Raw genomic sequence first — 26,375 nt, 5'->3', positions numbered from 1 at the left:
TGACACTAGATTTATCGTAGCTTAAGATTATCAAGAGCCAATTTACAATTGGCTCTTGATAAATGTCGAAAATTTAGTTGAATTAGTCTGAATGAAATCTGTCAGTTTCTTAGCCTCGATGTGACTAGATCTGACAGATTACCCTAAATCGGTTCTGCCCCATCTTTAGTTAACGTAAATACTCATTCAAAAGCTATTCATGTAAATTCTCGATACATTTGCTAATGACTGATAGTCCATACATGACGCTCGGTATCTCTCAAAAGGCTGCATACTCGAAGTTACTTACCAGTAAAGACGATCTGAATGGCCATGCGTTACTTGAACGATTGCGCTATGGCGCTTTCGTCCCCAAAGGGCCTTACAAACCTTGTGGTCAGTTTTACTAAGTATCGGCCTGATAAGAAACCCATAAAGGCAATGGGATTGATGTCGTTATCGGGTAAGGGGTATCACAAGCAATACCCTTCTCGCGCTGATCGTAGACCTTGCCATAAATCGCTGTGCCCTTAGACTTTTTTCTATTATCTCCTTGCTCTCTTAGGTGATCAGGTAGTTTTTTTATTCTTTCAATTGCTAATGATAAAGATTCTACATCCTGCCAGTTATTCATCAACTTGCTTTGAAATTCAAAAACACTAGAATCTTTGCGTTCAGCAAGACGGCCATTAACCTTAGAAAATATGTCAGTTAATTTTGTGTTTTCTTCTAAACTAAAAGTGAGATCATCTGACTGAAGAGTCATGTAGGTATAGTATTGAGAGGTATAATTATTGAAAAGGCAGTGGTGAATAATATTAGTGGTAATTAACGCAATGTCCTCTGCTTTAATCTTTTTCGGTATTTTTTTGAAGGAGCCACAGCCGAGTTCAACAGAGAAAAAACCCTGTCTATGTTTTATATCTAGTGCGACGATAGTTGCTACCAGTCTTGGTACCTGTTCCAGTTTTTTAAATAAGTCAGTCTTGCAGGATAGATACCAATTACTGAGTTCATCAAAAGCTCTACTGTAGTCATTACTCGGAATAAATGTATCAATAGGGTTACGATTTCTCGAATAAAGTGTATCTAGAAGAGATGACTTAACTCCTTTAAGAACCTCATCGATCAACCCCAACTGTACTAAATCTCTCAGCGTACTTTCGTCAAAGGTTAGTGTTAGGCTATCGTTAGCTTTTGTAGATTTGCACATTTTACTGAATACACCTCTGTCAAAACCATAGCTACGTTTTTCAGGTATAGGGCTTTTTACTTGCTCAAATGAGTTTTTGATCGCATCACCTAACACTGCCATAAGAAACGCCTTAAAGCCCAATGAGAAGTCAACCTTATCGATGAATTCAGGATTTGTATCAATATATTCTTTCAACGAAGTAATACTGTTGATACGGTCGACTACATCTACCATATTGTCTTCGTTGGTAGCTGAAATGTACTGAGATCTGACCCGATACTTCTTCCTTACATATTTTTTTAAGTAATTTAGCAGGAAGACCTTGAATACTTCGTCATCATTGATATCTGGGATAGTTAACAAAGGTTGAAATAGTGAAATTGGATCACTTAAGGCTATGTACTGAGCATGATGTGAGTATACAGATTTGGTATAAAAAAACATCGGAAAGGCAAAAGCAATTAAGTTTCTCTCCATCTGGTGTAGAAGGTTGTCGCATTCTTCTGACCACTTACCCTTACTATCCCTATGCTCTAGAAGGACTTGGGTGATCTCGACGCTACCTTTTCGGTTATCAAGCAGTTCCAGAACAAGGCTTAACAAGCCATAGTCGTTAGGTGACTCACTATCTTGTTGGGTTGATTTATTGCAAACAGCGTAGGCTTGATGAATTAACTTCATTCTTGCCATGACCCCAGCAGCATCACTATCCGGTGTTGTGTCGTAACATTGTTGACGACTATAAAAGCTCAATAAGAGAACTTGCTCCCAAGCCATTTTTTGAATATTGATATAGCTTTTGATGATATATTTGTGATCTATGCCTAACTTTTGTTTTAAAAATGGCGCGTTCTCCGCTACTTCTCCCACACATAACCTCCTTCTTTTGAGCCTAAGAGTTACTGAAATCCCAACATTCATGAGATATTAATCCCGATCATGTCCATTATTATACGGTAGAAATCCAAAAAAATTTAATTACCCTTCCAAAAGGGTACGCTAAATTCGCAAATAACTCATTTGCATACCTATCTTTGTGTATATAAGCCAACAAGATCAGTTAAATTTACGGGTTTGACTCCCTTTATGTGTGGGTTTAAGGTGAATTTCGAAAGCGGACAACATCACCGCCAAACAGATTTTCATAGGGGCTGAAATGAAAAAGTTTTTTTCAATCAAAACAGTTAGTGATTTAGAGTCACTAGGGTCAGTAGATGAGATCAAGGGAGAGCTAGAGGCCGCAATGCCTTCGTTCATTAAATGTGAGGCTAAAACTTACGATGAGCTAATGAGTGTGGTGGTATGGCTTCAAGAACACTACATCCAAGAAGAGCAGACCTTTACCAGTAAGCGGAAAGAGTATATTTACTACCTAACAGGGCATTCGAACGGAAAAGAACGCAAGAAGAAACTAGAGGCGAATGAAGACTTATTCATGAGACCGGAGGGGTTGCCAGCAGCTAAAGCATGGAGAAATAAAATCCTTCATATCATTCGTGCAGACTTGAATGATAGCGAGACTGCAAGATTGGCTAAATTGAAGCTAGACGATATGTTTCGAGAAATGACTAAGATGGAGATCGAGGATGACGAGAGTCTAGATACAAATAATCTATCAGAAGAGGTGCTTCAGGAGGACAACAATGAGTGATAAATCTGAAATTGTTGTTCGAAGACTTGATACAAAAAAGTTGGTGTTCCCAGAGCCTTCTGACACAGTTGACTCTAAAACAGCGAAAAGAACGCGCTCTTCTATAGCAAAGCATTCAGTTATGACTGAAGATGGAAAAACGGCAGTCAATGTAAAAGCAATAGGTCATATACTTCACACTGATACCGTCGGGGCAAGAGGTTTTGTTTCAGACCTTGATGATGAAGATAAATTCTCTTCTGGTGGTGAGCATTACGTTCGAACTCCAGCAGTCCGTAAAGAGGTTGATGAACGGATAGAAAAACCTTATGACGCCAAGAAGAGAGAAAATCTGAGGGATAGCTCTAAGTGCTTAGAAATTGTGCGTGATAACCAAGAGTCAGAACGAGTTCGCAATGTGGGAGAAGTAAACAACCGTGAAGGCCAAAGGCATCTAAAGGATCGGAAGATCAAGCGTGATGGAATCACTAATTGTGAACACTCTGGTGAGCCGCTGTCGGGTGACGCCCATGCACATCATCGAGTTCGCCGAGCTGATGATCCAGACAAAGCCTTGGATTTAGATAACATCGAAATTGTGAATCCTGAGCATCACGAAGAGCATCATCGGAAAGAGATGGAATCGGCTCATATGGATTAGTCAGCATGCAATCTGTCAGTTCCAATACCAGAATGTGACTTGATCTGACAGATTACTCTAATACGAAAATGTCCAAGGACGTATTGACGTCGATCTCGACAAACACGTCCTTGCCCCATTCCTTGTTGCGGTGCTCTTTGCTCTCGTTTTATTTGACAGTAGTTTGACCAAATTTAAGTAATGTTACGAAGTGGCTACTGACTCGGTGGCTAATCTCTCGATTGGAAGCTTAATTCTTTTAGTAACCAAGATTTAAACGCATTAATTCTTAGAACTCGTGAAGAAGAAGGGTCACTAATTATAGAATAGCGAATTCCGGGATTTAGCCCTATATTGAATGGCTTGACTAATAGACCTCGTTCCACAAAGTCTGCCGAAATACTTTCAGTTGCTAGACATGCTCCATGTCCAGCAACTACAGCGTTGATTGCCATATCGAAGGTACTCACTTCCATCCATTGAATACCTTCTCTTTTCGCACTTACGTTTGCATGAACAAACCATTGCTCCCAACTGAAAGATGCAGAGTGGAAATCAATCAACCAACAGTTAAGGAGTTGCTCTGGACTATCGAACTTCATAGATTCTGCTAGTTGTGGAGAACAATAAGGATAAATGTTTTCTTCAAATAGTGTCTCTTGATCTAAATCTAGATGCTCTACATTTTCATCTCCTTGCCAGATCAATACATCAGTTTCAGTGTGTCGAATATCGATTTCCTTAACTGTTTGTACGCGAATAGGAACGTGTGGGAATTCCATCGTGAACTTCCACAATCTAGGCATTAACCAACGCGTGGAGAATGAACGAGGAGCACTGACGTTTAGTACTCCTTCGAGTGGTTCATTTTGAATTCGATTTAGTCCAGTGATGATGTTTTTAAAACCGTCATTGACATGACTTTGGAGTATTTGTCCCTTATCTGTTAGATGCATTTCACGTCCGCGACGGATGAATAATTTACACCCCAAACGGTCTTCAAGCTGCCGTAATTTTTGGCTTATGGCTGCTTGTGTGACATACAATTCTTCGGCAGCTTTACTGTAGCTTTTAAGCCGAGAAGCAGATTCGAAAAAACGAAGTGCCGAAAGATAACGCAGTCGATTGTCCATTAGCTGTAGTTATAGTTCCTGTAATTAATCGTTGTTCGTAACGGAAGTTGTTTCCCTTGATAATAACTGCATCTAATCAGTAATCAAGAATAAAACGATGCTGTTAACTATTCTTTATAAGAAAACCAATATCTTTAAGATTATGAAATTAAAGACATTTAACTTATTTCTTGGTAAGAGAGGCAATAAGGTTATTGCTATGAATAGTCATCTTAGAAAAGATGTTGGCCTATGTCCTGAAGATGAGGAGAATCGGCATTATTCAAGGTTTTTATAATATTAGCTAATTGGCAATTTAGTGAATATTCAGATGGCATCGTTAAGTCTAATCGTTGACTACGGGCTTGTTGCTAACCAATACAATGTATAAGTGGAGATATGCTAAATATGGAAGTTATCATTGATGACCTATCCAGTGGTAAAGTCATCAAACTGCTCGAAGAGCACCTATCTGATATGTATGCTAATTCACCCCCTGAAAGTGTTCATGCGCTTGATGTGGATAGCCTTAAGTCTCCGGAAATTACATTTTTTAGTTGTTGGGTTGGCGATGAGCTACAAGGTTGTTTAGCTATTAAGCAACTTACATCAGAACACATAGAACTAAAATCTATGAGAACTTCTAATGTGGCTAGGAAGTCTGGTGTTGCTAGTCATTTACTTACGCATGTTATTCGTATTGCGAGAGAAAATGGGTACAGGAAAGTGAGTTTGGAGACGGGGTCGCAGGAGTTTTTCAAACCAGCTAGAAATCTATACGAAAAGTTTGGGTTTCGTTATTGTGGGCCTTTTGCCGATTATAAAGAAGATCCTTATAGTCGCTTTATGACAAAAGAGCTTGGTTAACCCATAAATATCCCATATTTCACACAATTGCCATTACGCAACTTGCGTTTCGCATGTTGCGTAATTAACTATAAACAACACCAAAGTCATTTAAAGCTAACGCTCGAAGAAAAAGGTCATTTCGTGGAAATTCGAACAGGTAAATTAGAAGATGTTGCTGATATCACTGACATCTTTAATTTTTATATTGAACACACCAATGCACGCTTTGAGGCATTTCCATTTACTCTGGAAAATCGTCAGGAGTGGTTTTCTCAGTTCTCTAGCACTACCAAATATCAACTATATGTGGCTATAGAAAATGGGGGGTTACTAGGTTTTGCATGTTCCCAACAGTACAGAACAATTTCAGCTTTTAACGACACTGTAGAAGTGACCGTTTATCTAGCCCAAGAAGCTAAGGGGAAAGGTTTAGGTTCTAAACTATATACTCAATTGTTCTCATCCATTCGTGCTTATGGTGTCCATCGAGTATTGTCGGGTGTGGCATTACCAAACGACGCTTCAGTTGCATTACATAAACGGTTTGGTTTCAGAGAAGTCGGTATTTTCAATGAGTATGCGAAGAAACACGGACAGTACATCAGCTCGATGTGGTTAGAAAAGGTGTTTAACGCAAAGTCCGCTTTATAATAAGCGACTATGGCACGATTTGCCTTACTCAGGGTTATCCGTAAATAACTAAATTAGTAGGTTCACTGACACGGAAATGTCCAACTCTGAGTTATGCGGGGTGATAATGTTCTAGTACTTGCTCTATGCGAGAGGTTCGTATCCAGCAATTTCCGGTAGACAAAACATTTCTCTAGACCTCGCTCTGTCGAGCCATTCGAATGCTTCAGTGACACCATACGCCTCGACTAGAAACTCAGCTAGTTCATCATAAAGCAACGCAAAAAGACTCATCACGAGGTTGTCAAAGTAGTTTGTCTTGTCTGCGATATGCATGAAGTTCTCCCAAACATCAGCATTCCTGCTATTGAATGCTGCCTGTGCGTCTATTAGCTCTCTAGCATAAATTGTTACGTAGGTTTCAGAAAACTTCTTATCGTAACCAAAGTAGAAGAGAGCATTTAACCCAGCTAGTTTTTCCGGCGTGAAGTGTCCATCCACACGCTCCCAGAAGTTTTGCTTAAGCTCATTGTCTCGATATATGGATTCTAATATTGAGTTGATATCCGGATTTGTATCGCTTAAGTCAAGCTCAGTGCGCCTATTAAGTATTTGGGGATGCAGTTCCATCCAGAAATCTAGGAACCAAAGTAAGTCATTCTCGTCCAATCCTTTTAGGGGCAATGGCGCATCTATTCTATAAGCAAGTTCATAATTAGATTGAATGATATTTATAGCACAAGATAGGTCTCGACTGCCGAGTGAATACTTGTCTCTTAGGGTTAGTTTGGTTTCTCTAAATGATTCGTTCATCCATACTGCTCTGGGGGGCAAGTCGTTAGCCAATGAGAATAACTGGCACCTCGATAGTTTCTTGGTGAAGGTGTTTAGCGAATACTCTTCGGTTAGGTATTCCGTTAGCCTTAAGAGGCTATCCAAGCCTTGTTCAAGTGCATTAAACTTTGCCTTGAGTACAACAAAGTTGATTATTTGCACCTCAGTTAGATGCCGTTGGCTATCGATATCGAAAGCGTACCTAAAGGTTTGTCCGGTGGCATCAATCTCGGCAACGTCAAGAATAGTCGGTTCTATTTGGTCATTCACGTTCTTGTAGCGCATATCGATGTTTTCGGATGTACCTTTGAAGAACGCCCATATATTGCCTAGGTCGTGAGAGCCAGAATAGTTAAACTCGACTTCTACACTTATCATTTTCCCAATGGTTTCCAATGCTTCTATTGCTCCTTTTAGACGTAACTCTATTGAATGACGCATATTGAAACAAACAGGGTAAACCATCTCATCTACGCTCAAGTCGATATCCCTCGTTTTTAGGACTTGGTCTATGATGAGGTTGGCTGCCTTTGAGAAGCCCATGGCATACTCCACATAACTCGGTGAGCCGTTATCACCAACACAAGCGTTAGCCCAAGTTGGCTCACCACCACAGAATGTAGCGTTATTTTTCCTCATGCTTTGAATTCCCGTTAAACGTGATTGATGCGAGCTGTACTGCTACTAATGATGCCTAAAACAAATTCCATCAGCAAAGAAAAATCATAGAGTTAAGTAAATAAGAAACTTATGGGTGCAGGTCTTTCTTCTTATCAGTGTTTGGCATACCTGATTTAATTTATCTTTTGCTAATTTAGCAAGGTCACTGGTTTCGTTCTGTCCAAGGACGTGTTGACGTCCATCTCGACAAACACGTCCTTGCCCCATTATTGGTTAGAAAAGGCATCTCTTCTTACCTAATTTACTCGCCATTTGACCAAATTTTGTTTATGCATGGATGTGTCTACAGAGTCGAGGAGCAAACCCGCTCCCCTTCCATTAGACAAAGGAGAGATAGCTTCTAGGTCTTAAGCGTTGAGTTGGTCGGCTCGTAGAACATCAAACTCTCGCAATGCTGTATCGACCTTCCCATTTCAATAGGCATTAAACGCTACTTTTGATAATCCTAGATATACGTTTAGAGAATTGAAGTATCGTTAGAGAAACAAGTGTGGTTAAGTGGTTGTTTTACTGAGTTTTGGCCCCAGATAGTGTAAAGGGGTATCTATAAAGGGGATAAGGTATGACAGTGTATCGGGATTTCAGCTTGTTTTTGGACAATCTGAAGATCAAGAACAAGGAGACTATTTCGAGTCGCTATGGAAGCATTACAAAGAACCTAAATGAGAAATTTAGGTGCTTGGCTAACGACAAGAGCAACTACAGCCTTCAAGCAGGCTCGTATGGTCGTTACTCTGGCATAAAAGGCATTTCCGATCTGGATATGCTCTACATTATCCCGTCCGATTCGTGGACTATATACCGCAAAGACCCGTCTAAAGCGCTCGATCATGCAAAGACTGCGATACAAAAGACCTACAAAAACAGCTCTATACGGAAAGACCGTAACGTAGTGGTTATTGAAATGCAGGACTTCACTTTCGAAGTGGTTCCAGTGTTCGAGTGGCAAGGTGTTTTCAAATACCCCGACACCTACAATGGAGGGCAGTGGCGCAAGTGTAACACTCGTGCTGAGCTTCGAGCTTTTAGGGAGTTGAATAACGAACGCAATGATAATCTCCGTAAGCTTGCGAAAATGACCCGTGCTTGGAAAGCCAGAAACAATGTTAAGATGAGTGGCTTCCTTATTGATACGCTCTGCTATCGTTTCTTCACAAATAATGGCAACTACGACAACGCCAGTTTTGGTAGTTTTGACAGGATGGTGAAGGACTTCTTCAAGTTCCTTTCAAATGAGCCAAAAAAGAACTTCTACTATGCCTTTGGAAGTAATTCTAAAGTTTATGTATATCAACCATTCCAAAAAGCCGCTAAGGAGGCTCTAGAGGCCGCAGAGACAGCTATAGATGCAAGAGCGAAGGGACAAGATGCGAAGTGCAATCAGTGCTATAAGTCTATCTTTGGTACCAAGTTCCCTAACCGAGAGATGACACAGATTAAGGCTGCTCAAGAGCAGTTTATTGAAAACTTGTTCCCAATAGATTTGACCAACAAGATTGAAATAGATTGTGAAGTGAAGGATGACTTGATAACAAGAATGTTATCCACCATTAGGCTTGGTGGAGGCCGAATCCAACATGAACGTAAGCTGAAATTCTTCGTCAAGGGATCGGATATTACCGAAGACTACGAAGTGAAATGGAAAGTTCGCAACCATGGGCATGAAGCTGATAGGAAGAAGATGCATCGTGGTCAGATTATGGATGATGATGGCAGCAAAATCAGGGTAGAAACAGCAACTTTCTACGGAGATCATACGGTTGAGTGTTACGCTATCCGCAATAACACTGTGGTTGCACGACATGAAATCACTGTCCCAATAGAATAGGAACGATAGTTTATGACGGTTCAGACGGCTAAGAAGCAAGTGACGAGGGAGTATTACAACGTACTCTATAGTGCCAAGCTTCATCTCGCGTCATTCGATATCTGCGAAAAGCTGCCGACTGCGATTAGCTTTATTTCACTGTCTTTTGGTGTTTTGGGGTTGGCTTTTGCTGAATTGAACAGTAATGCTCTGGCCTCCCTGTTGCTAATCATAGGTATCATCGGCATTGCTCTCAAACCAAGGGAGCTTCAGAAAGATCACTATAAAGCTATTGGTACAAGCCTAACGGATATCAGCAAGAAGTTAGAGGATATTTATTGCCAGATTGATGAACAGGACGTGACTTCTGTAGCTAAAGCTCGAACCGACCTCAGACAAATACAACAAGAACATAGCTCTATCGTTGCGCTGCCTCCAGTGCTTCTGTCGTCATGGTATGCACATTACAAGGTCTTTTCCGAACACAACAGCGATTGGATGTGCGCTGAGTTGAATCTTGGCTGGAAGGATAAAGTACCTTTGAGCTTGCGAATGACCGTAATTGGTGTACTGATTGCTGCAATCCTATGGATAAACCCTTTTTGTATCTCGACCAAAAGTTGGGCATGGGTTTCTGAACCGTGTGTAGGCTGCTGGCAAGAACAACCTACTGTTGAACAGCTACCAGTTCCGAACATTGAAGCATCGTCAGCTTCAAAGCCGGATGGTAAGACTATCGAGTAAAAATATAAGGACACAGAAATGTGTCGACAGTACGATCTAGTCGTGACTAAAGAGCGGATGTGTGAGTTCGAGTATGAGTTACTACATCTTAGATGAATATGGTATTCGTGCGAAAGTTTCTACCCCATATTGACCACTACAATTGTATAAATTTGTAGTGGTCAAGTAATATCACCATATGAATCCCTTACTCTGTACTCATTCACCAATATATTGTTAAATCAGGTCAGCTCTATAACCATGATCAATCTTAGTTGACCACTAATTGTTGGTGTGTTGCCTAGTGTCATGCTGCTTCTGGCCCATCATTTGCTGATTTCAGCTCCTTTATCAAGAACTGAGTTTTGTAGGTAGAGCGCAGACTGTACTGATTACGTCATGCTACATGATCAACGCTATCATCTCGTGTATCAATCAGTACAGCTTAGTAGAGTGACTGAACCGTTTCATCCCCAAACCATTGGTTTAATAAAGCCAACGATTCATCTGATAGGTGTTGTGTAATAAGCACCGTCAAATTACGTTTAGGCCTAGAGCACGCCACATAAAATAGGTTTCGGTTTCTCTCCAATGCGTCTATTTTGTTTTCTGGACATGTCGTACTCAACCACGTAAACAGTTGATCCCAGTTATATAAATTCCACCCTCTACCCAAAACAACTAGAACATTGTCAAACTCGGCACCTTTCACTCCGTGCTTGGTGGAAAATGGTGTGCTGTTCTTAATGAATTTTCCAAAATTAAGCAGCTCCTTAAAAGGGACTTCTCTGAGTCTTTGTAACTCAGTTAAAGATCTATTATCCGATATTTCGTCACTTTCAGAAGCATCCAACCTATCTTCTAAAGAAGATACTTTGTCGGGTAAAATAGAAGGAGACATCGACCTTAGAAGATCCATCACATCACCAATAGTTCCATCTCTTTGCAGTCCAGACAATGCATCGAAGTTAGTTTTCCATGTAATCTTATCGGTTGCTTTCTTGATCTTGGGGGCATTTACTCCAAGAGCTAAATACATCTTCCCAAACATTCCTTCTTCAAAGCTTTCTATGGCGGGCAATAACGTGTTTACCATATAGCTTATGTGGGCGTTTTCTAGGTTGAAGAGCGAATCGTTATTGTAAAAAGCATTAACTAACGTTTCATAACCTTGCTCAGATGCCATAACTTTGTGTGTAAGCATGAGAATTCTTGAGGTTTCTGATGAAAAGTCCCAACCAGCTTCAGTTAACTTAGTTTTGGTTAAGACTAGGGCATCATGGCTATCATTCGGAAACAAATCACCTTTCCAATGACCACCAGTTTGTCTATCACCTTGCCAGTTATTTGTATGGAATACAGACACACTGCCCAAGTCGGCATCCTTTCTAGCGATCTGAGGTAACTCAGGCCTCATATTATTGAGAGCGTCAACTATCTTAGAAGCGGAACGGAAATTTGCGCCTTTAGCAATTTCGGTTAGGTTAGGATGGATTAATGAACCCGCCCCCGTTTTATATATCTTTTGCCAACTATCACCAAAAAAGCCTATTAACGGTGTCGAGTGAGTATCTTCAGGAGCCACAAAATATTCTATAAGAGCCTCTGCGAACTCTTTATGCGTGTCTTGATATTCATCTATGAAAATAATTGGAAATCTAGCAGCTAAGTTTCGACGAAACTTCTCCTTATCTAACAACAAAACCATTAAAGGAAGAATGTCATCATGGCTAAGATGAGCTTCAGAATCAGTTAATCTGCGTCTACCTGTTGAGTAGACAACCTTTCTTTTGTCACCATCTTCGACCTCACTTATCAATTCTTCCCATTTACTATGTATTGTTGAAAGAGATTCCCATAGAAATGGTTGATGGTCTTGTATAAGTGACCAGCAAAAACCATGAATAGTGGAAGCAAAAACTACAGGATTACCATCAGTTCGAGAATTAATTTCTGCTGTTGCCACGTTCGTGTAGGTAATACAAGCTACTCTTTGGGAGCGCTTGGCTAATTGCGTCCCTATTTCATCAATAATATGTTGAAGCCCTTTAACAAGAGAAAACGTCTTACCAGCTCCTGCTCCTGCCTCTAACTTAAAGTGCCTTTTATTTTTAATGCAGCTATACATTTGACGGAGTGATTCTTCAGCAGCAACTTCTGCACTTTCAATTATGTTTGGCATTTCAATCAACCTCCATCTCAGTAATGCTAGTTTCAGAGCTGCTTAACTCAGCATCGGTGTCTTGGAGTCCAAACTCAGTCAAGGGCGGCGGCGGAGTACAGAATTCTCTAGCTAACCACTCCAAGCCTTCTTTTATATACAAAGGAATGTCCCAGTCAGTGACTTCAACACTATACTTTATTGCAAAGTCAGTCTTGTCTTGATCTTGTGCAATCTCCCAAGCTTTCAGCTCTCGATTTTCTTCGCCAACACTAGGCATTCCATTAAACAAAGTGCTATTTGATAAAATAAATGCATCTTCGAAACTACGAGCACTCGCATCGCCAATCACATTAGGAATTTGATAAGCTATTCGCAGCTTATTGTGAACCTTGTACTCCTCGTCCAATGTAATTAATTGTAAAGGAGCAACATTGCTATCAAACCAAGCTTTAATACAACTATTACTGGTTCCATCACTTTCAGAAACACGGCATTTCTTTCTTCTCGTCGAGTCTTCAGGTTGGTTTGTCGCGTCAATGTCGGTGATAACTAAAGTCGGCAACTCTAAAAATTCTAATAGTGGAAAGAATATTTGTGCGTATGCTCCACCAACCTCCATCGTAGTAACATAGCTGCGACCCAAGGCATGTAACCCATTGCTGCTTTCATCAACTTTTCGGATCATTTCTGGAAGCATCAAACGTTCAGTCGTACCTTCAATTAGTATTGCTTGGTCTGCAAAAAACAAATCGCTCTTTGTTTGTGTCAGGTATTTATGGAGAAATTCTTTGTTTTTCCTCTTCTCAGGTTCACCCAAGTCTGCCCCTTGATACAATTCTCTCAAATTCTTAACTTCAGTATGGCGTGAGCAAGCATTTTGGCTTTGCCCTTTTGTTAAGAAGTATCTGATCGAAGAAAAGCCCCCCTCATTAGCTAAATGTGACGAGTGCGTAGTTACGAGATACTGACTTTCACACAAACTATCGTCATCAAACGCCTTACGGATTTCGATTAACTGACGAATAAACACACTTTGCATCTGTGGGTGTAAATGCGCTTCAGGCTCTTCGATAACGATAAGGTGTACACATGGCTGAGGTTCCATTACGCGCAATGCTTGATAGAACTCATAGAGTTTAAGAAGCATAAATAGTAGGTTTCTGCTTCCAAGACCGTTGAAACTCTCGGGAAGATTAATCCCGTTATAACCTTTGTATGAAACTGTCGTGTGATTGCTCAGTAGCTTGTTTACATCAAGCCTTGTTTCAGTTTGCAAGTGCGGATCCACTAAGCCCGGATAATTAAATTTATCAAATATCGGTGCGAGAGCGCTAAGGTTTCCATTAAATTGTTGGTTGATATCATCTTCAACATTTTTAGTCGCTTGACTCAGAACATCTGCCAAATTTTTACGTTCTGAGCCTATCTCATGTTTGTTAGCTGATTGGAACAATTCTTCAAGGACTTTTCCTAATATAGGTTTTTCCCCACTATCTAAGACTCGCTGTGCGTCAATAAAATCAAGTTTTATTATTGATTCTAAGCTATTAAAAGGTATGTTTTTTGTGTTGCTTTCATCAGAAGGGTCTTGAGCCTCGATGATCAAATCATACAAGGTCGGTATTTTCTCTTTTACTGAGGCGATAATACTTGGGTGCTCAGCATCAGCCATTAAGGGGGACTCTGCAAATAGCTCGTTTATTTTCCCTGCCTTCAAACTAAACAGAACGTTAACTTGAGCCTCATTACAGGTGGGATCTAAATCGATCACGAAGTCTCCAAGCGCTCCCAAATCTTCATTTCCCTCGTAGGAAATCGTTAAGGTAGCAGATATCTCTGGAAGAACAGCTCTAATGTTCCTCAACTCACTCCCTTCTACAAACAACCTATGAGCTTCAATAAAGCCATCTAAACAACTTAGGGAAAAGTCTTCAAACCTGAAGTTACCTTTAGAGCCTAGTAGCACTCTCAAGAACTCAGTAAGTGACGTTTTACCACTGTTGTTCCTGCCTACCACAATCGTAGAATCTGGCTCTAGAGATAGCGTAACGTCTTTCAACAAGCGAAAGTTTCTAACGGAAATAGCCTTTAGTTTCATAGGTTCCACCTTCATACTAGATTAGGCTACTTTATCATTAGGCAACTGGTTTTAATTAGATCTGGTTTATATAAATGATGCGTTTGCAACGCTAAGGGAAAAACTACTCACTGTAACACCACTCTACGAGCGGATGAGGGCATCACTATTCGCATAACATCTGCCAACAATACTGAACACTTGCCAAGAAACATTGTTGTCTAAGTCTAAAATATGCCATTTGTAGCTTAATAGTTTGATAGATAAAGGTATATATTGTTGTTAATTGACCATATATGCAATAATTCAAACTGCTATCAATTGCACTTTAGGGAATGATTATGGCTAAACCAGTAGATCTTGCTAATGGAACGAGCTTCAAAACTCAAGCGGAAGCAAAGGAGTATTTTAAATCCATTCTAAACTCTTCGAGCCTTGACAAGACTTTCACCCCCCATGATGAAGAGTTTTCAAATATACTTGCTCTATATAAGCGACACCCAGAATTTCATTGGAAAAGCAAAGAAGAGTCCCAAATAAAAGCGTTCGCCATTAAAAACTCAGGCCAATTCCATACTAGATGCTTCCATGCAGTTCATCACGATGGTTCTATAGCAGACTGGAGCTACAAAACCGCTATAAGTTCACAATTAAAGACTCAATTTCAGTGTTTTATGGATGGAGCAAGAGCTTTACTAGAAAGCAGCTCATACAACTTTCGTGATGCGGATTTTAAAACTAAATGCACAAGTTTTATTGAATCCCGAGGTTTTACTACAGATACATTCCCTTCAAACTGGGTATCGACACCAGACAAGCTTCAATACCGTTCTAGCTTAACCGACGAAGTCTCAAAGGATTTTGTAAATTGGTATGAAAAAAATTAAATGCAAAGCTTCCCAAAAGTTACTTGAGGATAGCAAATGACCATCAATATAAATCGTTATTTATCTGTCGATAAAAATGCATATGATGCATGTATTGGTTGTTTGGAGCACGAGTACGAGATAGAAGGCTACAATACCAACATAAGACTTCACTATCTAAAATTCGATGGGAACAGACGGCCGATGGTTAAAGCATTAGCCAATCTACTGTACGAGTTCATCATCGACTACTGCATTTCATCTGCCAACAGACCAGAACAACTAACTCCCAGAGAATCAGCCAGACTGACTAAGGAAGCGAGAAAGCTTTTTCGTCATCCTGAAATAGATGAAGACAATCCAGATAGAACAGGAGAAGCTGGAGAGTTACTTTTGTTCTTCTTAATAGAAGCGATCTTAGGGGCGCCTCAAATGGTCTCTAAAATGGAATTGAAAACTAATCACAAAGACGAAGTCAAAGGCTCTGATGGCATTCATGCGAAGTACAACCCAAAAGACGATCTCGTGGACTTCTTTTTTGGAGAAGCTAAGCTTTACGTCGATTCAAATTCTGCTATTCAAGCAGCATTGGATAGCATAGACGATTTTCATAGCGTAGACATGCTTGAACATGAGTTCACGATGGTGACCAAACATTTCAAGTATTCTAATGATGAGACTAAGAAGGCTTTGTCATCGCTAATAATTTGCGGGGAACCAGGGCCAAAAGCTCGACTAAATCACGCCTGCCTTATCGGATACAACTACAAAAACTTTAGTACTATCGATGGCGGAAACCCCAAAGAATTAACAGAAAACTTTGTATCAAAGTTTCAAGAAGAAGGATTACGCTTGACTACTTCCTTACAGAAAAAAATAGTCAATATGAATTGTAATCATCTTTCTTTCGAGTTTTTTTTCCTTCCGTTTCCCTCAGTAGATGATTTCAGAAATGCCTTTAACAAAGCGCTAGACTAAGGATTGGATCAGTATGAGTGAAATACTCGATGTTCAAATGCTAGTAGGGAAACTAGAAAAGGCTAGCATCCAAAACCAGCTCCCCCCCAACTTCATGTCAGGAGATGCAGCTTGTTTCGAAGAACAGGAAATCAGAGCACTCGTAAGCCATGCTTCGATTCTCTCTCTTGGGACAGGTGATGACATCAATAAATCATATGAAATTATAACTCGGCTTCTTGAGCAAACTAACGGAGATAACAAACTCGTTAAAGCGGCTGCTGAAGTTATCTTATCGAGGATCGGTAACTTCCCTAGTAGGGAGCTATTAAGAAGAAGGTATGCAATCGAGACTGGTATCGCTGCCCCACTAAGGTTGGAAATCATCGCTCGAGAATCAGAAAATACAATCATTGATGAGACTGAAAATGAAATACAACTTACTGACTTCCAGCTTAAGTTGTTCAGATCATTAGAACACGAACAAAACCTGAGCATTTCTGCACCTACATCCGCTGGGAAATCTTTTGTATTGAATCTATCGTTATCCAAACAGATTAAAGAGAAAGAATGCAGTAGTGTTGTTTATGTAGTTCCGACACGTGCACTCATTTCAGAAGTGTCGATGAGAGTCCGAGGAGCTATCAAAAGAATAGGTCAAGATAAAGCTATAATACGAACAACACCATTCCCTGTAGATAGAAAAAAGATTCGAACTAACGTTGTATATATTTTCACACAAGAACGACTACTGAGCTTTCTAAGTGCAACGGATGTCGCACCAGAGATCGACACTTTAATCATAGACGAAGCACATGAGATACAAAATGGTAAACGAGGAATAATTCTTCAAACGGCAATTGATGTAGCCTTAAGAAAGTTTAGCAACGTTAAACTTCTTTTTGCTAGCCCTCTCATAAAAAATCCCGAGTACTTTTTATCTCTATTTAAACGAACATCTGATGGCAAGTTCTTTACCGAAGTCGTTTCACCAGTATCTCAAAATATACTGTTGGTGAACCAAGTAGCAAGAAAACCTACCCAAATGCATGCCTCATTGCTTAGCAACAATGGAACAACAGAAATTGGTCAGTTTACTCTCCCTTTTCAACTGAGAGGGAGTAAAAATCAGCAAATAGCCAATCTAGCGTTATCATTATCTGATGATGATTCTGTTATTGCTTTTTCAAACACTCCATCAAGTGCCGAGGCTCGTGCACTACATGCATCTCAAGTTGCTAAAAACATTGATGTAAGTGAAGACATCGAAATGTTTATAAGCTTCATAGAACAAGAGATTCATCCTAACTACGCGCTGATAAGTTGTTTAAGAAGAGGTATTGCTTTTCATTATGGAAATATGCCTTCATTACTGCGCACTGGTGTAGAGGAACTCTTCCGAAATGGTGATATTAAAATCATCTTTTGTACGAGCACTTTATTACAAGGTGTAAACCTTCCTGCTAAGCATATTATTATTGAGAACCCAAAATCTGGCGATAATTGTATGACCCGTGCGGATTTCCTCAACTTGGCTGGAAGAGCGGGAAGACTACTCAACGAATTTCATGGGAATGTGTGGTGTATCAGGCCTGAAGAGTGGGATAACCAATGTTATATGGGAGATACGTTACAAACAATCTCGTCCTCCATCACCAACATCTTGGCCGATGGTGGCACAGAGTTGCAGAAGGCACTTAATCCAGATCAGACTGAGGACTCTTGGGATGATAAAAGGCAAGATGAGGCTGATGTTGCAATTGGCAAGATCTACAACGATTACCTAGAAACAAAAGATTTTTCATTCATGGAGCAATATCGCACTGATGTAAATAGTAAAGAACTAGATCAGACGATTGAAGTCGTTAAATCGTTAGAAGTTAGTCTTCCTGACGAAATTATTAAAAGAAACCAATCGTTGAGACCAGATCAGTTAGATAGTTTGTATAATTACCTGTTAGAGCAAGACAATATCGAAGACTTCTACCCCATATATCCATATCATTCAGGCTCAAAAGCTCGAGTCGAAAAAATAGTAGATATTCTTGACGTTAGCTTCGAGTGGAAACTACATGAAAAGTTCAAACCTTGGCTAAGTTATCTGGCTTATCAGTGGGTATGGGGTGCTCCAATCAAAAAGATACTCCACGATAGAATTTCCTATAAAGAGGATATCAGCGAAAATGGCAACATAAATCCCACTAGGGAGGTTCGATCTTGTCTAAAAACTCTCGAGACAGATATACGCTTTAAAATGGTAAAATATTTTTCCGCCTATTTGGAAATCCTAAAATATATAGCTATTGAAAAAGAGCTAGCATCATCAAATACAATAGAACCTTATCACGTCTACCTTGAGTTCGGTTCATGTAAAAAGAGTGTTTTAAGCCTCATGTCAATCGGGCTTTCTCGTTTTACAGCTATCCATCTAGATAGGTGTTTTAACTTCCGTGAAAATGATGAACCCGAGGGGTATTTAGCAGAGCTACGCCGTATAAATATACATACGCTAAAAATGCCTAGGCTATGCATAAATGAAGTTGTGACGTTCATTAACTAGTGCAACAACATAACGTCCTTGAACCTAGGACTTAGACTATAACTTCCACTCTTTTCAAACAGTTGGTTGTTCTTAGTTACTACATAGCTCACCTAAGCTCTTTGAACAACTCACCTTTCGAAAAATGCGATAGCATCGACCTATCAAGCAGGTATGTCGATGCTAAAGACACATATGAATATACATATTGTTATTTAAGCGGACTATCTTGTTAGCCTATTAAGTAATAGTGCCATTAACTAATGATTACTTTTAAGAAATACTCTTGCAGGCCCTGTCTAAATAAACGTGTAGAGGTTGCTGCATTTTTATAAATGCGACCTTGAGCATCCAGCTCCATAACCGGACACTTTTTCCAATGCTTAGCATTCTTGCTGTAGTCAAGGTTTCCCAGTACTAGCCCTGCACTTTCAAGTTCATCGAGCGACATACCATCCTTCACAAGCTGATGAATAACTAGACCTAATGCTTGCCAAACCTGAGGAGACAATTGATACCCGGAACGATTACTAACGAACGATTCTTTCAAAGATTTCAGCCATCCTCTCATGAATGCTGAAATGTTACTCATATAACCACCTGCAAGTACCGATGTTAGAGTCTCTCCCGATTCCAATGTGATATCTTTAGGCATCTTACTGTATTCTTGCGTACCAGCTCCAGCTACCGCACCAACGAGTAACTTAAACAGAACATATTGGGTGGTAATAGTACTCTCAGACACCTTTACGTGTTTAGCATCAAAGTTGACACCACCATAAGACTCGATATCAGTGTCTTTGATTAACTGAAGAATAAATGGGCGCAATGGGAAGTCACCTTCACCAGACAAGTTATTACCTTCACTAACATGAGGCAAATTTAGAGCTGTGTCGAAGAGCGCACTTTTTTTAAATAAATGAACGATATCTGCGACATTCAAGCCGACCTCATCATCAAAAATAACCCGAACTTCAACACCTTCCATTGCTAATCGCTGCCGAGCGAGGCTTTTTTGATTGATTTCTTTCACACTTAACCTTGAGCTAAACAAGAAAGTCTTAATTCCCAGCATTCTGCAAATAGCTACGAAAGTCAGCACATTACCAACAATATAGGTACTGCTCGAATTGAAAGCCAAAGATGACAGGTTGCGAGAAGCCTCATCCAAGACAGGCTTCCCCTCAATAGCAAACGTTATAGAAAGTGGTGCAAAAACTTTGCCTTTGACCACACGCTCCTCAAGCTCGGCTTGAATAGCATTTACTTTATCTAGGTTTGTCGCATTGGTTGCTACATCAATTATCCACTTCAATTCCGATCTAACATTCTCGGCGGAAAAATAGGCATCAATCGCAACCATCGGCATAGTTGTAATGAGGGTTTTACAAGTTTTTCCCTTAGTCGAAAGCAACATGCCAGTTATTTTTTGTTCTAAGGCTTTCAATTCTTTATATCCAACATCGTGTTTATCGCAGTTTAATTTACAAATAAAATTTGATCCGACACGCCTGTCGGATCAATAATATTCAATAGGTACTACCTAATTCGCACTCTTGCGCACTATGTTGCCACATACCGAGCAAAGGATGAAAAACATGACAGAGCAGCCACATATCGGGGATACCGATGAAATTTCAAATGCAGATCTAGAGAACTCGATTGTAAATAGCCTAGTAAGCCACTTTGACGAAAGTGAACAAACAAGCTATCTAGCTAGTTCAACTAGTATGCTAAAAAACTCGACCGAGGCACTTTCCCCCACTCAGCTAGAAGAGATTTTCAAAGAGAACGCTAAATACTACGCTGGGGTAAAGGCAGTACAAACGACGCTTAAACACATCACCATTTTCATTAGCCCTCAGTTGGCAAGAGATATGTTGAAGTTTTCGAGTCGAGGAACGGTAAACAAAAAAAATAAAAATAGGCGACTAAGTAAGCCCAAAGTAAAAAAATATGCAGAAGCGATGAAAAGGCGCGAGTGGTGTCTAACTGGTGAGCCAATAATCATCTCTTATGAAGGTGAAATTCTGAATGGCCACCATAGACTAGAGGCAGCGTGTGAAGCACGTGTTGGATTTATAGCGCCTATTACTTATGGAGTAACTGACGATCTAAGCTTTGCCCACATCGATGTGGGAAATATACGCTCAAGATCACAAGTATTGGAGATGGCAGGAGTTCAGGTTAGTGCTTCAGTCCTTTCTCGCGTCGCCATGCTCGCCAAAGCGTTTGACATGACTAGAAATCCATTCGCTTTTCGTGGGACGCAAGGAACATCGTTTCAACCCGCTGAAATACTTGCATATGTGGAAGAGCATAATGAACTAGCACTTTCGGTTCATTTCATCTCAGAGGTGTTTAAAAAACATCGACTTGAAAGCCAAGCATCTGAAACGATCTATGCGTTCGCGCACTACCTAATCAAAAAACAGCTATCTGTTTGCGAGTATAAAGAGTTACCTCTTTGTCCCGAAACTTATCTAACTCGTGTAATCTCCTCATTAGGACTTAGCTCTGAGGAGGATATTGAATATCAGGTTAGGAATTACCTTCAGTCAATTGTTCATGAATCAACATCTTATTCGCTTCTTTGCAAACTATCCGCAATCTTTAAAGGATGGAATTGTCATATTGGTCTCACCATTGCTGGCAACAAAATTGCTGTACGTAGAGTTGCGCGTTATAAAAAAGACCAAAACGGAAATAAAATTCCGCTCCCCGCTGCTGGAAATATTAACGAGCCATTTACAGTCCCATGCCTCCCAAAAGGGCCTACCCCAAAAAGAATTCAGAAACAAAGCAATGTACAAATAAAATAATAGTGGTTGTTAGGCAGGCATAGTGTAAGCCTGCCTTGTTAACCCTAGAAAGTAATGATGACGTTCGATAAGTAAGGGGGAATCTATGAGAGAGCTAGTCCAAGAACTGAGCTTGCTTGATAACAACGCTTTATATTTGTTTACAGTCGACAATGTAAGTCTACAAAGGAATTTCGCCGAATTTGACCTAACTATCCAAGCTTCATCCCAACAGGTTTTGAGCCGATGGAGCATTACATGTAAACGTTGCCTTAAAGCCCATATAGATCGAACACACCTAGCCAGAGAGGTAACAATCAAATACGACATATTCATCGTTGGCAGTAGCTACTTTTCAGGGACACACTTTGAAGCTAACAGACTAAGTATTTAATTTTATTAACTATAAGAAAGTGGGATGCAACATGACCTCAGAAGAGATACTGCACATGATACAAGACGAGATGGGTGAGAAGGTAATCGCATCGATCATACTAAGTGATGCGGGAAACCTTATAGTAAAGTATGGAGACAAGGTTGTGGTCTATAAAACAGCCATATCGGCAAGACCTGCGTCTAAGCTTTTAAAAATAGTGGCTGATTGTATTAACGAACCATCTATTTAAGATAATGTGTTCAAATCTTAATTGAATTACAAATGAAGAGATTAATTTAATGCTAATTCTGTGAATATGATAAAAACAAATACTCATTTTACTTTTGGTGATAAAACTTTGTACTTTCTTACCACTAAACCATATACAAAAACGGCGTAGCAACTGAGTTGCTACGCCGTTATAAGTATGGCGTCCCCAGTAGGATTCGAACCTACGACCACATGCTTAGCTTACCACTACAGTTTTCACTGCCACTCAAAAATAGAGTGTTTGTAGTCTGGACTATATCTTCATCTTAGTAACCTATGCCTAGGAAATCCGAAGATTTTATACCTTAGATGGAGGGCGCTAATGGTGTATTACGCAATGAGATCGCATTGCTCCACCTAGTCTCTGCACCTTCTCTACACGCTTGTAGAGCTAGGCTCAAGATTGCCACCGCCATTACGCGTTGAGGTTTCCTTGAATTCACCCTCTGCACTGTAATAGTTTCCCATTACAGGCTCCTCTATTAAAGGCACGTGCTCTATCCAACTGAGCTATGGGGACATTGTTTTTCAATGTTATCACTTTCTACAGTAAAGTGGTAACTAGAAATTCTTGGTGGTAACTGCCCGAGCCTAAGTAGTAACCTTACTACTACCTAACACCTTAATTTATGGTAACTCACTCAGCAAGTGGTAACCTTTAGGGGGTTAGAAGTGCTCTATCCAGCTGAGCTAAGGGCGCGCTACAGGGACAGGATTATACGAGTTCAAACGGGTAAATCAACGGGTTTTCATAACATTCTGATCTGAATGCCTAAAAAAAGTCCATTAAAACGCTTAATGTTCAAAAACACCACAAAGCAAACGTTTGCGTATGGATGTTGATAAGAAATTCTGCGACAATGCGCCGCAGATAATCTGCCTTCTTAATTTATAAGGAAAGTCATGACTGCTCAAAATATAGACGGAACTCTCATTTCCCAAACTGTTCGATCCGAAGTGGCTGCACGTGTTAAAGCACGTGTTGAAGCTGGGCTACGTGCTCCTGGTTTAGCAGTGGTTCTAGTTGGTGAAGATCCTGCCTCTCAGGTTTATGTCGGTAGCAAACGCCGCGCATGTGAAGAAGTTGGGTTTGTTTCTAAGTCTTTTGACCTTCCTGCGTCTAGCTCAGAAGAAGAGTTACTAGCGCTGATTGATGAATTAAACAATGATGATGAAATTGACGGCATTCTAGTGCAATTACCCCTTCCTGCGGGCATAGACACAACACATGTTTTAGAGCGCATTCACCCAGAGAAGGACGTGGATGGCTTCCACCCTTATAACGTTGGCCGTCTTGCGCAACGTATTCCAAAGCTTCGCTCTTGCACGCCAAAGGGCATCATTACCCTACTCGACCGTTACAACATTGAGCTACGTGGTAAGCATGCGGTTGTGGTTGGCGCATCAAACATTGTTGGTCGTCCAATGACACTTGAGCTGCTGCTTGCGGGCTGCACAACAACAACATGTCACCGTTTTACCAAAGACCTAGAGAGTCATGTGCGTCAAGCTGACGTTGTCGTGGTTGCGGTTGGTAAACCTAACTTCATCCCTGGTGAGTGGATTAAAAAAGGCGCAGTGGTGGTCGATGTCGGTATTAACCGTCTTGATTCAGGCAAACTAGTTGGCGACGTGGAATACGACAAAGCACGTGAAAGTGCGAGCTTTATTACTCCTGTTCCTGGTGGCGTTGGCCCAATGACCGTCGCAAGTTTAATTGAGAACACGATGCTCGCTTGCGAACAGTTCCACACAGACAAATAACGTAAATTTCAGATACGAAAAAGGCTCCGCAAGGAGCCTTTTTGCTAATTGTTGATATCTATTTCAATTACAGACTTAAAATCACGCCCGCAATAGAAGCGCTCATTAAGTTCGCCATGACACCAGCGATAATCGCACGGAAACCATGCTTAGAAACAAATGCACGCTTTTCTGGTACCAAAGAGCCCAACCCACCAATCAGCATCGCCATGCTTGAGATATTTGCAAAGCCACACAAAGCAAACGTCACGATTGCTTGTGAGTGTTCACTAAGTTGAGACTTCACTTCTGCAAGCTGGATGAAAGCGACGAACTCATTCACCACAATCTTGTTACCAATCAGCGAGCCTGCTGTGGTTGCTTCTTGCCATGGTATACCCAACAACCAAGCGACTGGCGCAAACACAAAACCTAGGATGAGCTCAAAACTTAATGGTGTCCCAATCAGATCACCTATCCAGCCTAACATGCCGTTTAGCATTGCAATGACACTAATAAACGCCAGTAACGTACCACCGACCGATACAGCAATGCGTACACCCGCCATGGCACCATCGGCTAATGCTTCTACTACGTTGGTTGCACGTGGAATTTCAACTTGGCTAATGTCGATATCTGCTGCTTTATCCGTATCTTCTGGCATTAAAATTTTTGCCATCAACAAGCCGGCAGGTGCCGACATAAATGCAGCAGCAATAAGATAGTTGAGGTCGACACCCAGTGATGCGTAACCAACCAACGTTCCGCCAGCAACTGACGCTAAACCACCTGTCATAACTGCAAAGAACTGCGAGTCAGTCATGTGTTTTAGGTAAGGCTTTACCATTAATGGTGCTTCAATGGTGCCAACAAAGATATTCGCCGTAGCAGACAAAGACTCAGCACGACCGATACCCAGCAGCTTTTGAATACCACCACCGATAAAGTTAATGATTTTTGGCATCACACCAATGTGATAAAGACCTGAGATAAGAGAGGAGAAGAAAACGATGATACCCAGAACATTGATCGCAAAGGTGAAGCCCCCTGTCGCCAAATTACCGAATAAAAACGCAATGCCCTCTTGACCATAGTTGATCAAATTCGACACAACACTGCTCACTGAATTCAGCGCATCTCGTCCTGCTGGTACATATAAAACCAACAACGCAAACAGTACCTGCAAAGCAAACGCAAACGACACCGTTCTCAGCTTTATATTTTTTCTATTTGTAGAAAGTAGCCATGCTAGGAATAGTATGGCTACGATACCAATAATTGAGTTCATAAAATGAATCCGACAGAAGGGGGATATAGAAGGCACCGGATTGTATAGCGGACTCAAAATGCTGCAAGTTGAGGATGTTAACAGTGTGAAAAGTTTAAGCGACCAATAACTGACCAACAAAATAACCAATTGAATTTATTGAAGATAAACGTTTGCTTATTTTAATTGTTTCCATATGGAAAATATGTTTCTGATTCAGGAAAAATTTTTGTGAAGTGAATCACCTTATGTGTCGTTCTACAACGTCATTGATCCTGTTATTTAGGAATAGAGATGTAAGGCGCCAAACGTTGGTCCCAATGACAAGGGTTGCCGATCTTCTGTTTGATAAAGTTAATCACTGCGGATATTTTTTTTGGCATATGCTGGCGGCTTGGGTATACCGCATAAAACGGCATCGACTGGCTGGCTTTCCAATCAGGTAACAGCTGTATTAACTTACCCGTTCTGAACTCATCACCCAGCAAGTAAGTGGCAAGGTAGGCAATACCCCAACCTGCAATAGCCGCATCCCGAACGGCTTCTGCCAGATCTACTGAATAGTTACCCGAGACTTTTACGTTCAATTCTTGCTGATCTTTGGTAAACGCCCATCCCGTATAGTCACGCTCCCAGCTTCTGTATATGAGGCAGTTGTGAGCAGATAGGTCATCCGGTTCTGTTGGCGTGTCATGTTTCAATAAGTAATCTGGCGATGCCGCAACAACAAACTGGCAATCCGTCAAACGCTGCGCAATGTAACCTTCAGGCAAATGCTCGTTGTTGGTTACCCATAAATCGAGCCCTTCGGCTAACATATCGACCTTATAGTCAAACAGATGTACTTCCACTTGAAGTTGAGGATAGAGTTCGCGTAACTCTTGAATCGCTGGAATAATGTGTAAGGTACCAAATGATTGCGACAACCCAAGACGTACCAAACCTGCCACTTCATCCCGCTGGGTTTCCATCTCTAATGTGGCGCTGCTCACCGCTTGTACCACTTGCTCACAGTGATGAAAAAAGGTTTTCCCTGCCTCAGTCGGCGTAAAGCTTCGCGTAGTGCGTTGAACAAGCTTGATACCAAGAGACGCTTCTAACTGACTCAACTGTTTACTCACATGAGACACCGACACGCCTAAGCTCTTTGCAGCAGCTGTGAAGCTTTTGTGTTTAAGAAGAGCGGAGAAAATCACCATTTGTGCGGCACGTTCAGATAACACGCTTTACCTCGA

General features: G+C 40.8%; 20 protein-coding genes. 12 read left to right on the top strand and 8 right to left on the bottom strand.

Annotated elements, in window-relative coordinates; translation table 11 throughout:
• Positions 1-224: 224 nt before the first annotated feature.
• Positions 225-389 (top strand): hypothetical protein, encoded by a 165-nt coding sequence (locus tag R7Z78_RS16500; protein ID WP_169631050.1) that lies wholly within the window; start codon positions 225-227, stop codon positions 387-389.
• On the opposite strand, the gene R7Z78_RS16495 is transcribed toward R7Z78_RS16500, so the two are convergent.
• A complete protein-coding gene (locus R7Z78_RS16495; RefSeq protein ID WP_169644144.1) occupies positions 386-2,044 on the bottom strand; it encodes a hypothetical protein in 1,659 nt (552 codons plus the stop codon). The two genes, R7Z78_RS16500 and R7Z78_RS16495, sit on opposite strands and share 4 nt — an antisense overlap.
• Before the next feature lie 286 nt (positions 2,045-2,330).
• On the opposite strand from R7Z78_RS16495, the gene R7Z78_RS16490 reads away from it, so the two are divergent.
• On the top strand, positions 2,331-2,825 hold the full coding sequence (locus R7Z78_RS16490) for a hypothetical protein (RefSeq protein WP_169644142.1): 495 nt from the start codon (positions 2,331-2,333) through the stop codon (positions 2,823-2,825).
• Complete coding sequence (locus R7Z78_RS16485) at positions 2,818-3,465, top strand: hypothetical protein (protein ID WP_169644140.1); 648 nt, start codon at positions 2,818-2,820, stop codon at positions 3,463-3,465. Before R7Z78_RS16490 ends, R7Z78_RS16485 begins: the two co-directional genes overlap by 8 nt.
• 209 nt (positions 3,466-3,674) lie before the next feature.
• On the opposite strand, the gene R7Z78_RS16480 is transcribed toward R7Z78_RS16485, so the two are convergent.
• Entirely contained in the window at positions 3,675-4,577 is a 903-nt protein-coding gene (locus R7Z78_RS16480) for a LysR substrate-binding domain-containing protein (protein ID WP_169644138.1), read from the bottom strand.
• Positions 4,578-4,964: 387 nt separating this feature from the next.
• On the opposite strand from R7Z78_RS16480, the gene R7Z78_RS16475 reads away from it, so the two are divergent.
• Together R7Z78_RS16475 and R7Z78_RS16470 are read left to right on the top strand one after the other, a co-directional pair.
• Positions 4,965-5,423, top strand: coding sequence for a GNAT family N-acetyltransferase (locus R7Z78_RS16475; RefSeq protein WP_169644137.1), 459 nt, complete (start codon positions 4,965-4,967; stop codon positions 5,421-5,423).
• Between the two features lie 123 nt (positions 5,424-5,546).
• A complete protein-coding gene (locus tag R7Z78_RS16470; RefSeq protein ID WP_169644136.1) occupies positions 5,547-6,056 on the top strand; it encodes a GNAT family N-acetyltransferase in 510 nt (169 codons plus the stop codon).
• Between the two features lie 123 nt (positions 6,057-6,179).
• Here R7Z78_RS16470 and R7Z78_RS16465 read toward each other — a convergent pair whose 3' ends face one another.
• Entirely contained in the window at positions 6,180-7,508 is a 1,329-nt protein-coding gene (locus tag R7Z78_RS16465) for a hypothetical protein (RefSeq protein WP_169644135.1), read from the bottom strand.
• Between the two features lie 604 nt (positions 7,509-8,112).
• Here R7Z78_RS16465 and R7Z78_RS16460 point away from each other — a divergent pair.
• Together R7Z78_RS16460 and R7Z78_RS16455 are read left to right on the top strand one after the other, a co-directional pair.
• On the top strand, positions 8,113-9,378 hold the full coding sequence (locus R7Z78_RS16460) for an SMODS domain-containing nucleotidyltransferase (protein WP_169644134.1): 1,266 nt from the start codon (positions 8,113-8,115) through the stop codon (positions 9,376-9,378).
• Between the two features lie 12 nt (positions 9,379-9,390).
• On the top strand, positions 9,391-10,101 hold the full coding sequence (locus R7Z78_RS16455) for an SLATT domain-containing protein (protein WP_169644133.1): 711 nt from the start codon (positions 9,391-9,393) through the stop codon (positions 10,099-10,101).
• Positions 10,102-10,525: 424 nt separating this feature from the next.
• Here R7Z78_RS16455 and R7Z78_RS16450 read toward each other — a convergent pair whose 3' ends face one another.
• Positions 10,526-12,262 (bottom strand): UvrD-helicase domain-containing protein, encoded by a 1,737-nt coding sequence (locus tag R7Z78_RS16450; protein WP_169644132.1) that lies wholly within the window; start codon positions 12,260-12,262, stop codon positions 10,526-10,528.
• A 1-nt stretch (position 12,263) separates the two neighbouring features.
• Positions 12,264-14,342, bottom strand: a complete 2,079-nt coding sequence (locus tag R7Z78_RS16445) for an ATP-dependent nuclease (protein WP_169644131.1) — start codon at positions 14,340-14,342, stop codon at positions 12,264-12,266.
• 320 nt (positions 14,343-14,662) lie between these two features.
• Here R7Z78_RS16445 and R7Z78_RS16440 point away from each other — a divergent pair, with 320 nt between their 5' ends.
• From R7Z78_RS16440 to R7Z78_RS16430, 3 genes are read left to right on the top strand one after another with little or no spacing between them, the layout of a single operon-like run.
• Positions 14,663-15,208 (top strand): DUF3223 domain-containing protein, encoded by a 546-nt coding sequence (locus R7Z78_RS16440; protein ID WP_069530187.1) that lies wholly within the window; start codon positions 14,663-14,665, stop codon positions 15,206-15,208.
• Positions 15,209-15,244: 36 nt separating this feature from the next.
• Positions 15,245-16,165, top strand: coding sequence for a DUF1837 domain-containing protein (locus tag R7Z78_RS16435; RefSeq protein WP_069507928.1), 921 nt, complete (start codon positions 15,245-15,247; stop codon positions 16,163-16,165).
• A 13-nt stretch (positions 16,166-16,178) separates the two neighbouring features.
• Complete coding sequence (locus R7Z78_RS16430; protein ID WP_169644130.1) at positions 16,179-18,704, top strand: DEAD/DEAH box helicase; 2,526 nt, start codon at positions 16,179-16,181, stop codon at positions 18,702-18,704.
• Between the two features lie 235 nt (positions 18,705-18,939).
• On the opposite strand, the gene R7Z78_RS16425 is transcribed toward R7Z78_RS16430, so the two are convergent.
• The gene (locus tag R7Z78_RS16425) at positions 18,940-20,100 is read right to left on the bottom strand and encodes a hypothetical protein (RefSeq protein ID WP_169644158.1); all 1,161 of its coding nucleotides are present in this window, start codon (positions 20,098-20,100) and stop codon (positions 18,940-18,942) included.
• A 181-nt stretch (positions 20,101-20,281) separates the two neighbouring features.
• Here R7Z78_RS16425 and R7Z78_RS16420 point away from each other — a divergent pair, with 181 nt between their 5' ends.
• Together R7Z78_RS16420 and folD are read left to right on the top strand one after the other, a co-directional pair.
• Positions 20,282-21,505: a ParB/RepB/Spo0J family partition protein gene (locus R7Z78_RS16420; protein ID WP_169644129.1), complete on the top strand. Its 1,224-nt coding sequence runs from the start codon at positions 20,282-20,284 to the stop codon at positions 21,503-21,505.
• Between the two features lie 1,528 nt (positions 21,506-23,033).
• Positions 23,034-23,894, top strand: coding sequence for a bifunctional methylenetetrahydrofolate dehydrogenase/methenyltetrahydrofolate cyclohydrolase FolD (folD, locus tag R7Z78_RS16415; RefSeq protein WP_005382297.1), 861 nt, complete (start codon positions 23,034-23,036; stop codon positions 23,892-23,894).
• Positions 23,895-23,961: 67 nt separating this feature from the next.
• On the opposite strand, the gene R7Z78_RS16410 is transcribed toward folD, so the two are convergent.
• Together R7Z78_RS16410 and R7Z78_RS16405 are read right to left on the bottom strand one after the other, a co-directional pair.
• Positions 23,962-25,161, bottom strand: coding sequence for a NupC/NupG family nucleoside CNT transporter (locus tag R7Z78_RS16410; protein WP_005382298.1), 1,200 nt, complete (start codon positions 25,159-25,161; stop codon positions 23,962-23,964).
• A 257-nt stretch (positions 25,162-25,418) separates the two neighbouring features.
• Positions 25,419-26,363: a LysR family transcriptional regulator gene (locus R7Z78_RS16405; protein WP_017634801.1), complete on the bottom strand. Its 945-nt coding sequence runs from the start codon at positions 26,361-26,363 to the stop codon at positions 25,419-25,421.
• Positions 26,364-26,375 lie beyond the last annotated feature (12 nt).

This window comes from Vibrio sp. 1167, assembly GCF_033340375.1.
Classification (GTDB): domain Bacteria; phylum Pseudomonadota; class Gammaproteobacteria; order Enterobacterales; family Vibrionaceae; genus Vibrio; species Vibrio alginolyticus.
This window is presented reverse-complemented; position numbering and strand designations above follow the sequence as displayed.

Excerpts from the sequence above, each read along its gene's own strand:
- R7Z78_RS16500 (WP_169631050.1), top strand. The coding sequence starts at position 225 with ATGACTGATAGTCCATACATGACGCTCGGTATCTCTCAAAAGGCTGCA.
- R7Z78_RS16490 (WP_169644142.1), top strand. The coding sequence starts at position 2,331 with ATGAAAAAGTTTTTTTCAATCAAAACAGTTAGTGATTTAGAGTCACTA.
- R7Z78_RS16485 (WP_169644140.1), top strand. The coding sequence starts at position 2,818 with ATGAGTGATAAATCTGAAATTGTTGTTCGAAGACTTGATACAAAAAAG.
- R7Z78_RS16480 (WP_169644138.1), bottom strand. The coding sequence starts at position 4,577 with ATGGACAATCGACTGCGTTATCTTTCGGCACTTCGTTTTTTCGAATCT.
- R7Z78_RS16475 (WP_169644137.1), top strand. The coding sequence starts at position 4,965 with ATGGAAGTTATCATTGATGACCTATCCAGTGGTAAAGTCATCAAACTG.
- R7Z78_RS16465 (WP_169644135.1), bottom strand. The coding sequence starts at position 7,508 with ATGAGGAAAAATAACGCTACATTCTGTGGTGGTGAGCCAACTTGGGCT.
- R7Z78_RS16460 (WP_169644134.1), top strand. The coding sequence starts at position 8,113 with ATGACAGTGTATCGGGATTTCAGCTTGTTTTTGGACAATCTGAAGATC.
- R7Z78_RS16455 (WP_169644133.1), top strand. The coding sequence starts at position 9,391 with ATGACGGTTCAGACGGCTAAGAAGCAAGTGACGAGGGAGTATTACAAC.
- R7Z78_RS16450 (WP_169644132.1), bottom strand. The coding sequence starts at position 12,262 with ATGCCAAACATAATTGAAAGTGCAGAAGTTGCTGCTGAAGAATCACTC.
- R7Z78_RS16445 (WP_169644131.1), bottom strand. The coding sequence starts at position 14,342 with ATGAAACTAAAGGCTATTTCCGTTAGAAACTTTCGCTTGTTGAAAGAC.
- R7Z78_RS16440 (WP_069530187.1), top strand. The coding sequence starts at position 14,663 with ATGGCTAAACCAGTAGATCTTGCTAATGGAACGAGCTTCAAAACTCAA.
- R7Z78_RS16435 (WP_069507928.1), top strand. The coding sequence starts at position 15,245 with ATGACCATCAATATAAATCGTTATTTATCTGTCGATAAAAATGCATAT.
- R7Z78_RS16430 (WP_169644130.1), top strand. The coding sequence starts at position 16,179 with ATGAGTGAAATACTCGATGTTCAAATGCTAGTAGGGAAACTAGAAAAG.
- R7Z78_RS16425 (WP_169644158.1), bottom strand. The coding sequence starts at position 20,100 with ATGTTGCTTTCGACTAAGGGAAAAACTTGTAAAACCCTCATTACAACT.
- R7Z78_RS16420 (WP_169644129.1), top strand. The coding sequence starts at position 20,282 with ATGACAGAGCAGCCACATATCGGGGATACCGATGAAATTTCAAATGCA.
- folD (WP_005382297.1), top strand. The coding sequence starts at position 23,034 with ATGACTGCTCAAAATATAGACGGAACTCTCATTTCCCAAACTGTTCGA.
- R7Z78_RS16410 (WP_005382298.1), bottom strand. The coding sequence starts at position 25,161 with ATGAACTCAATTATTGGTATCGTAGCCATACTATTCCTAGCATGGCTA.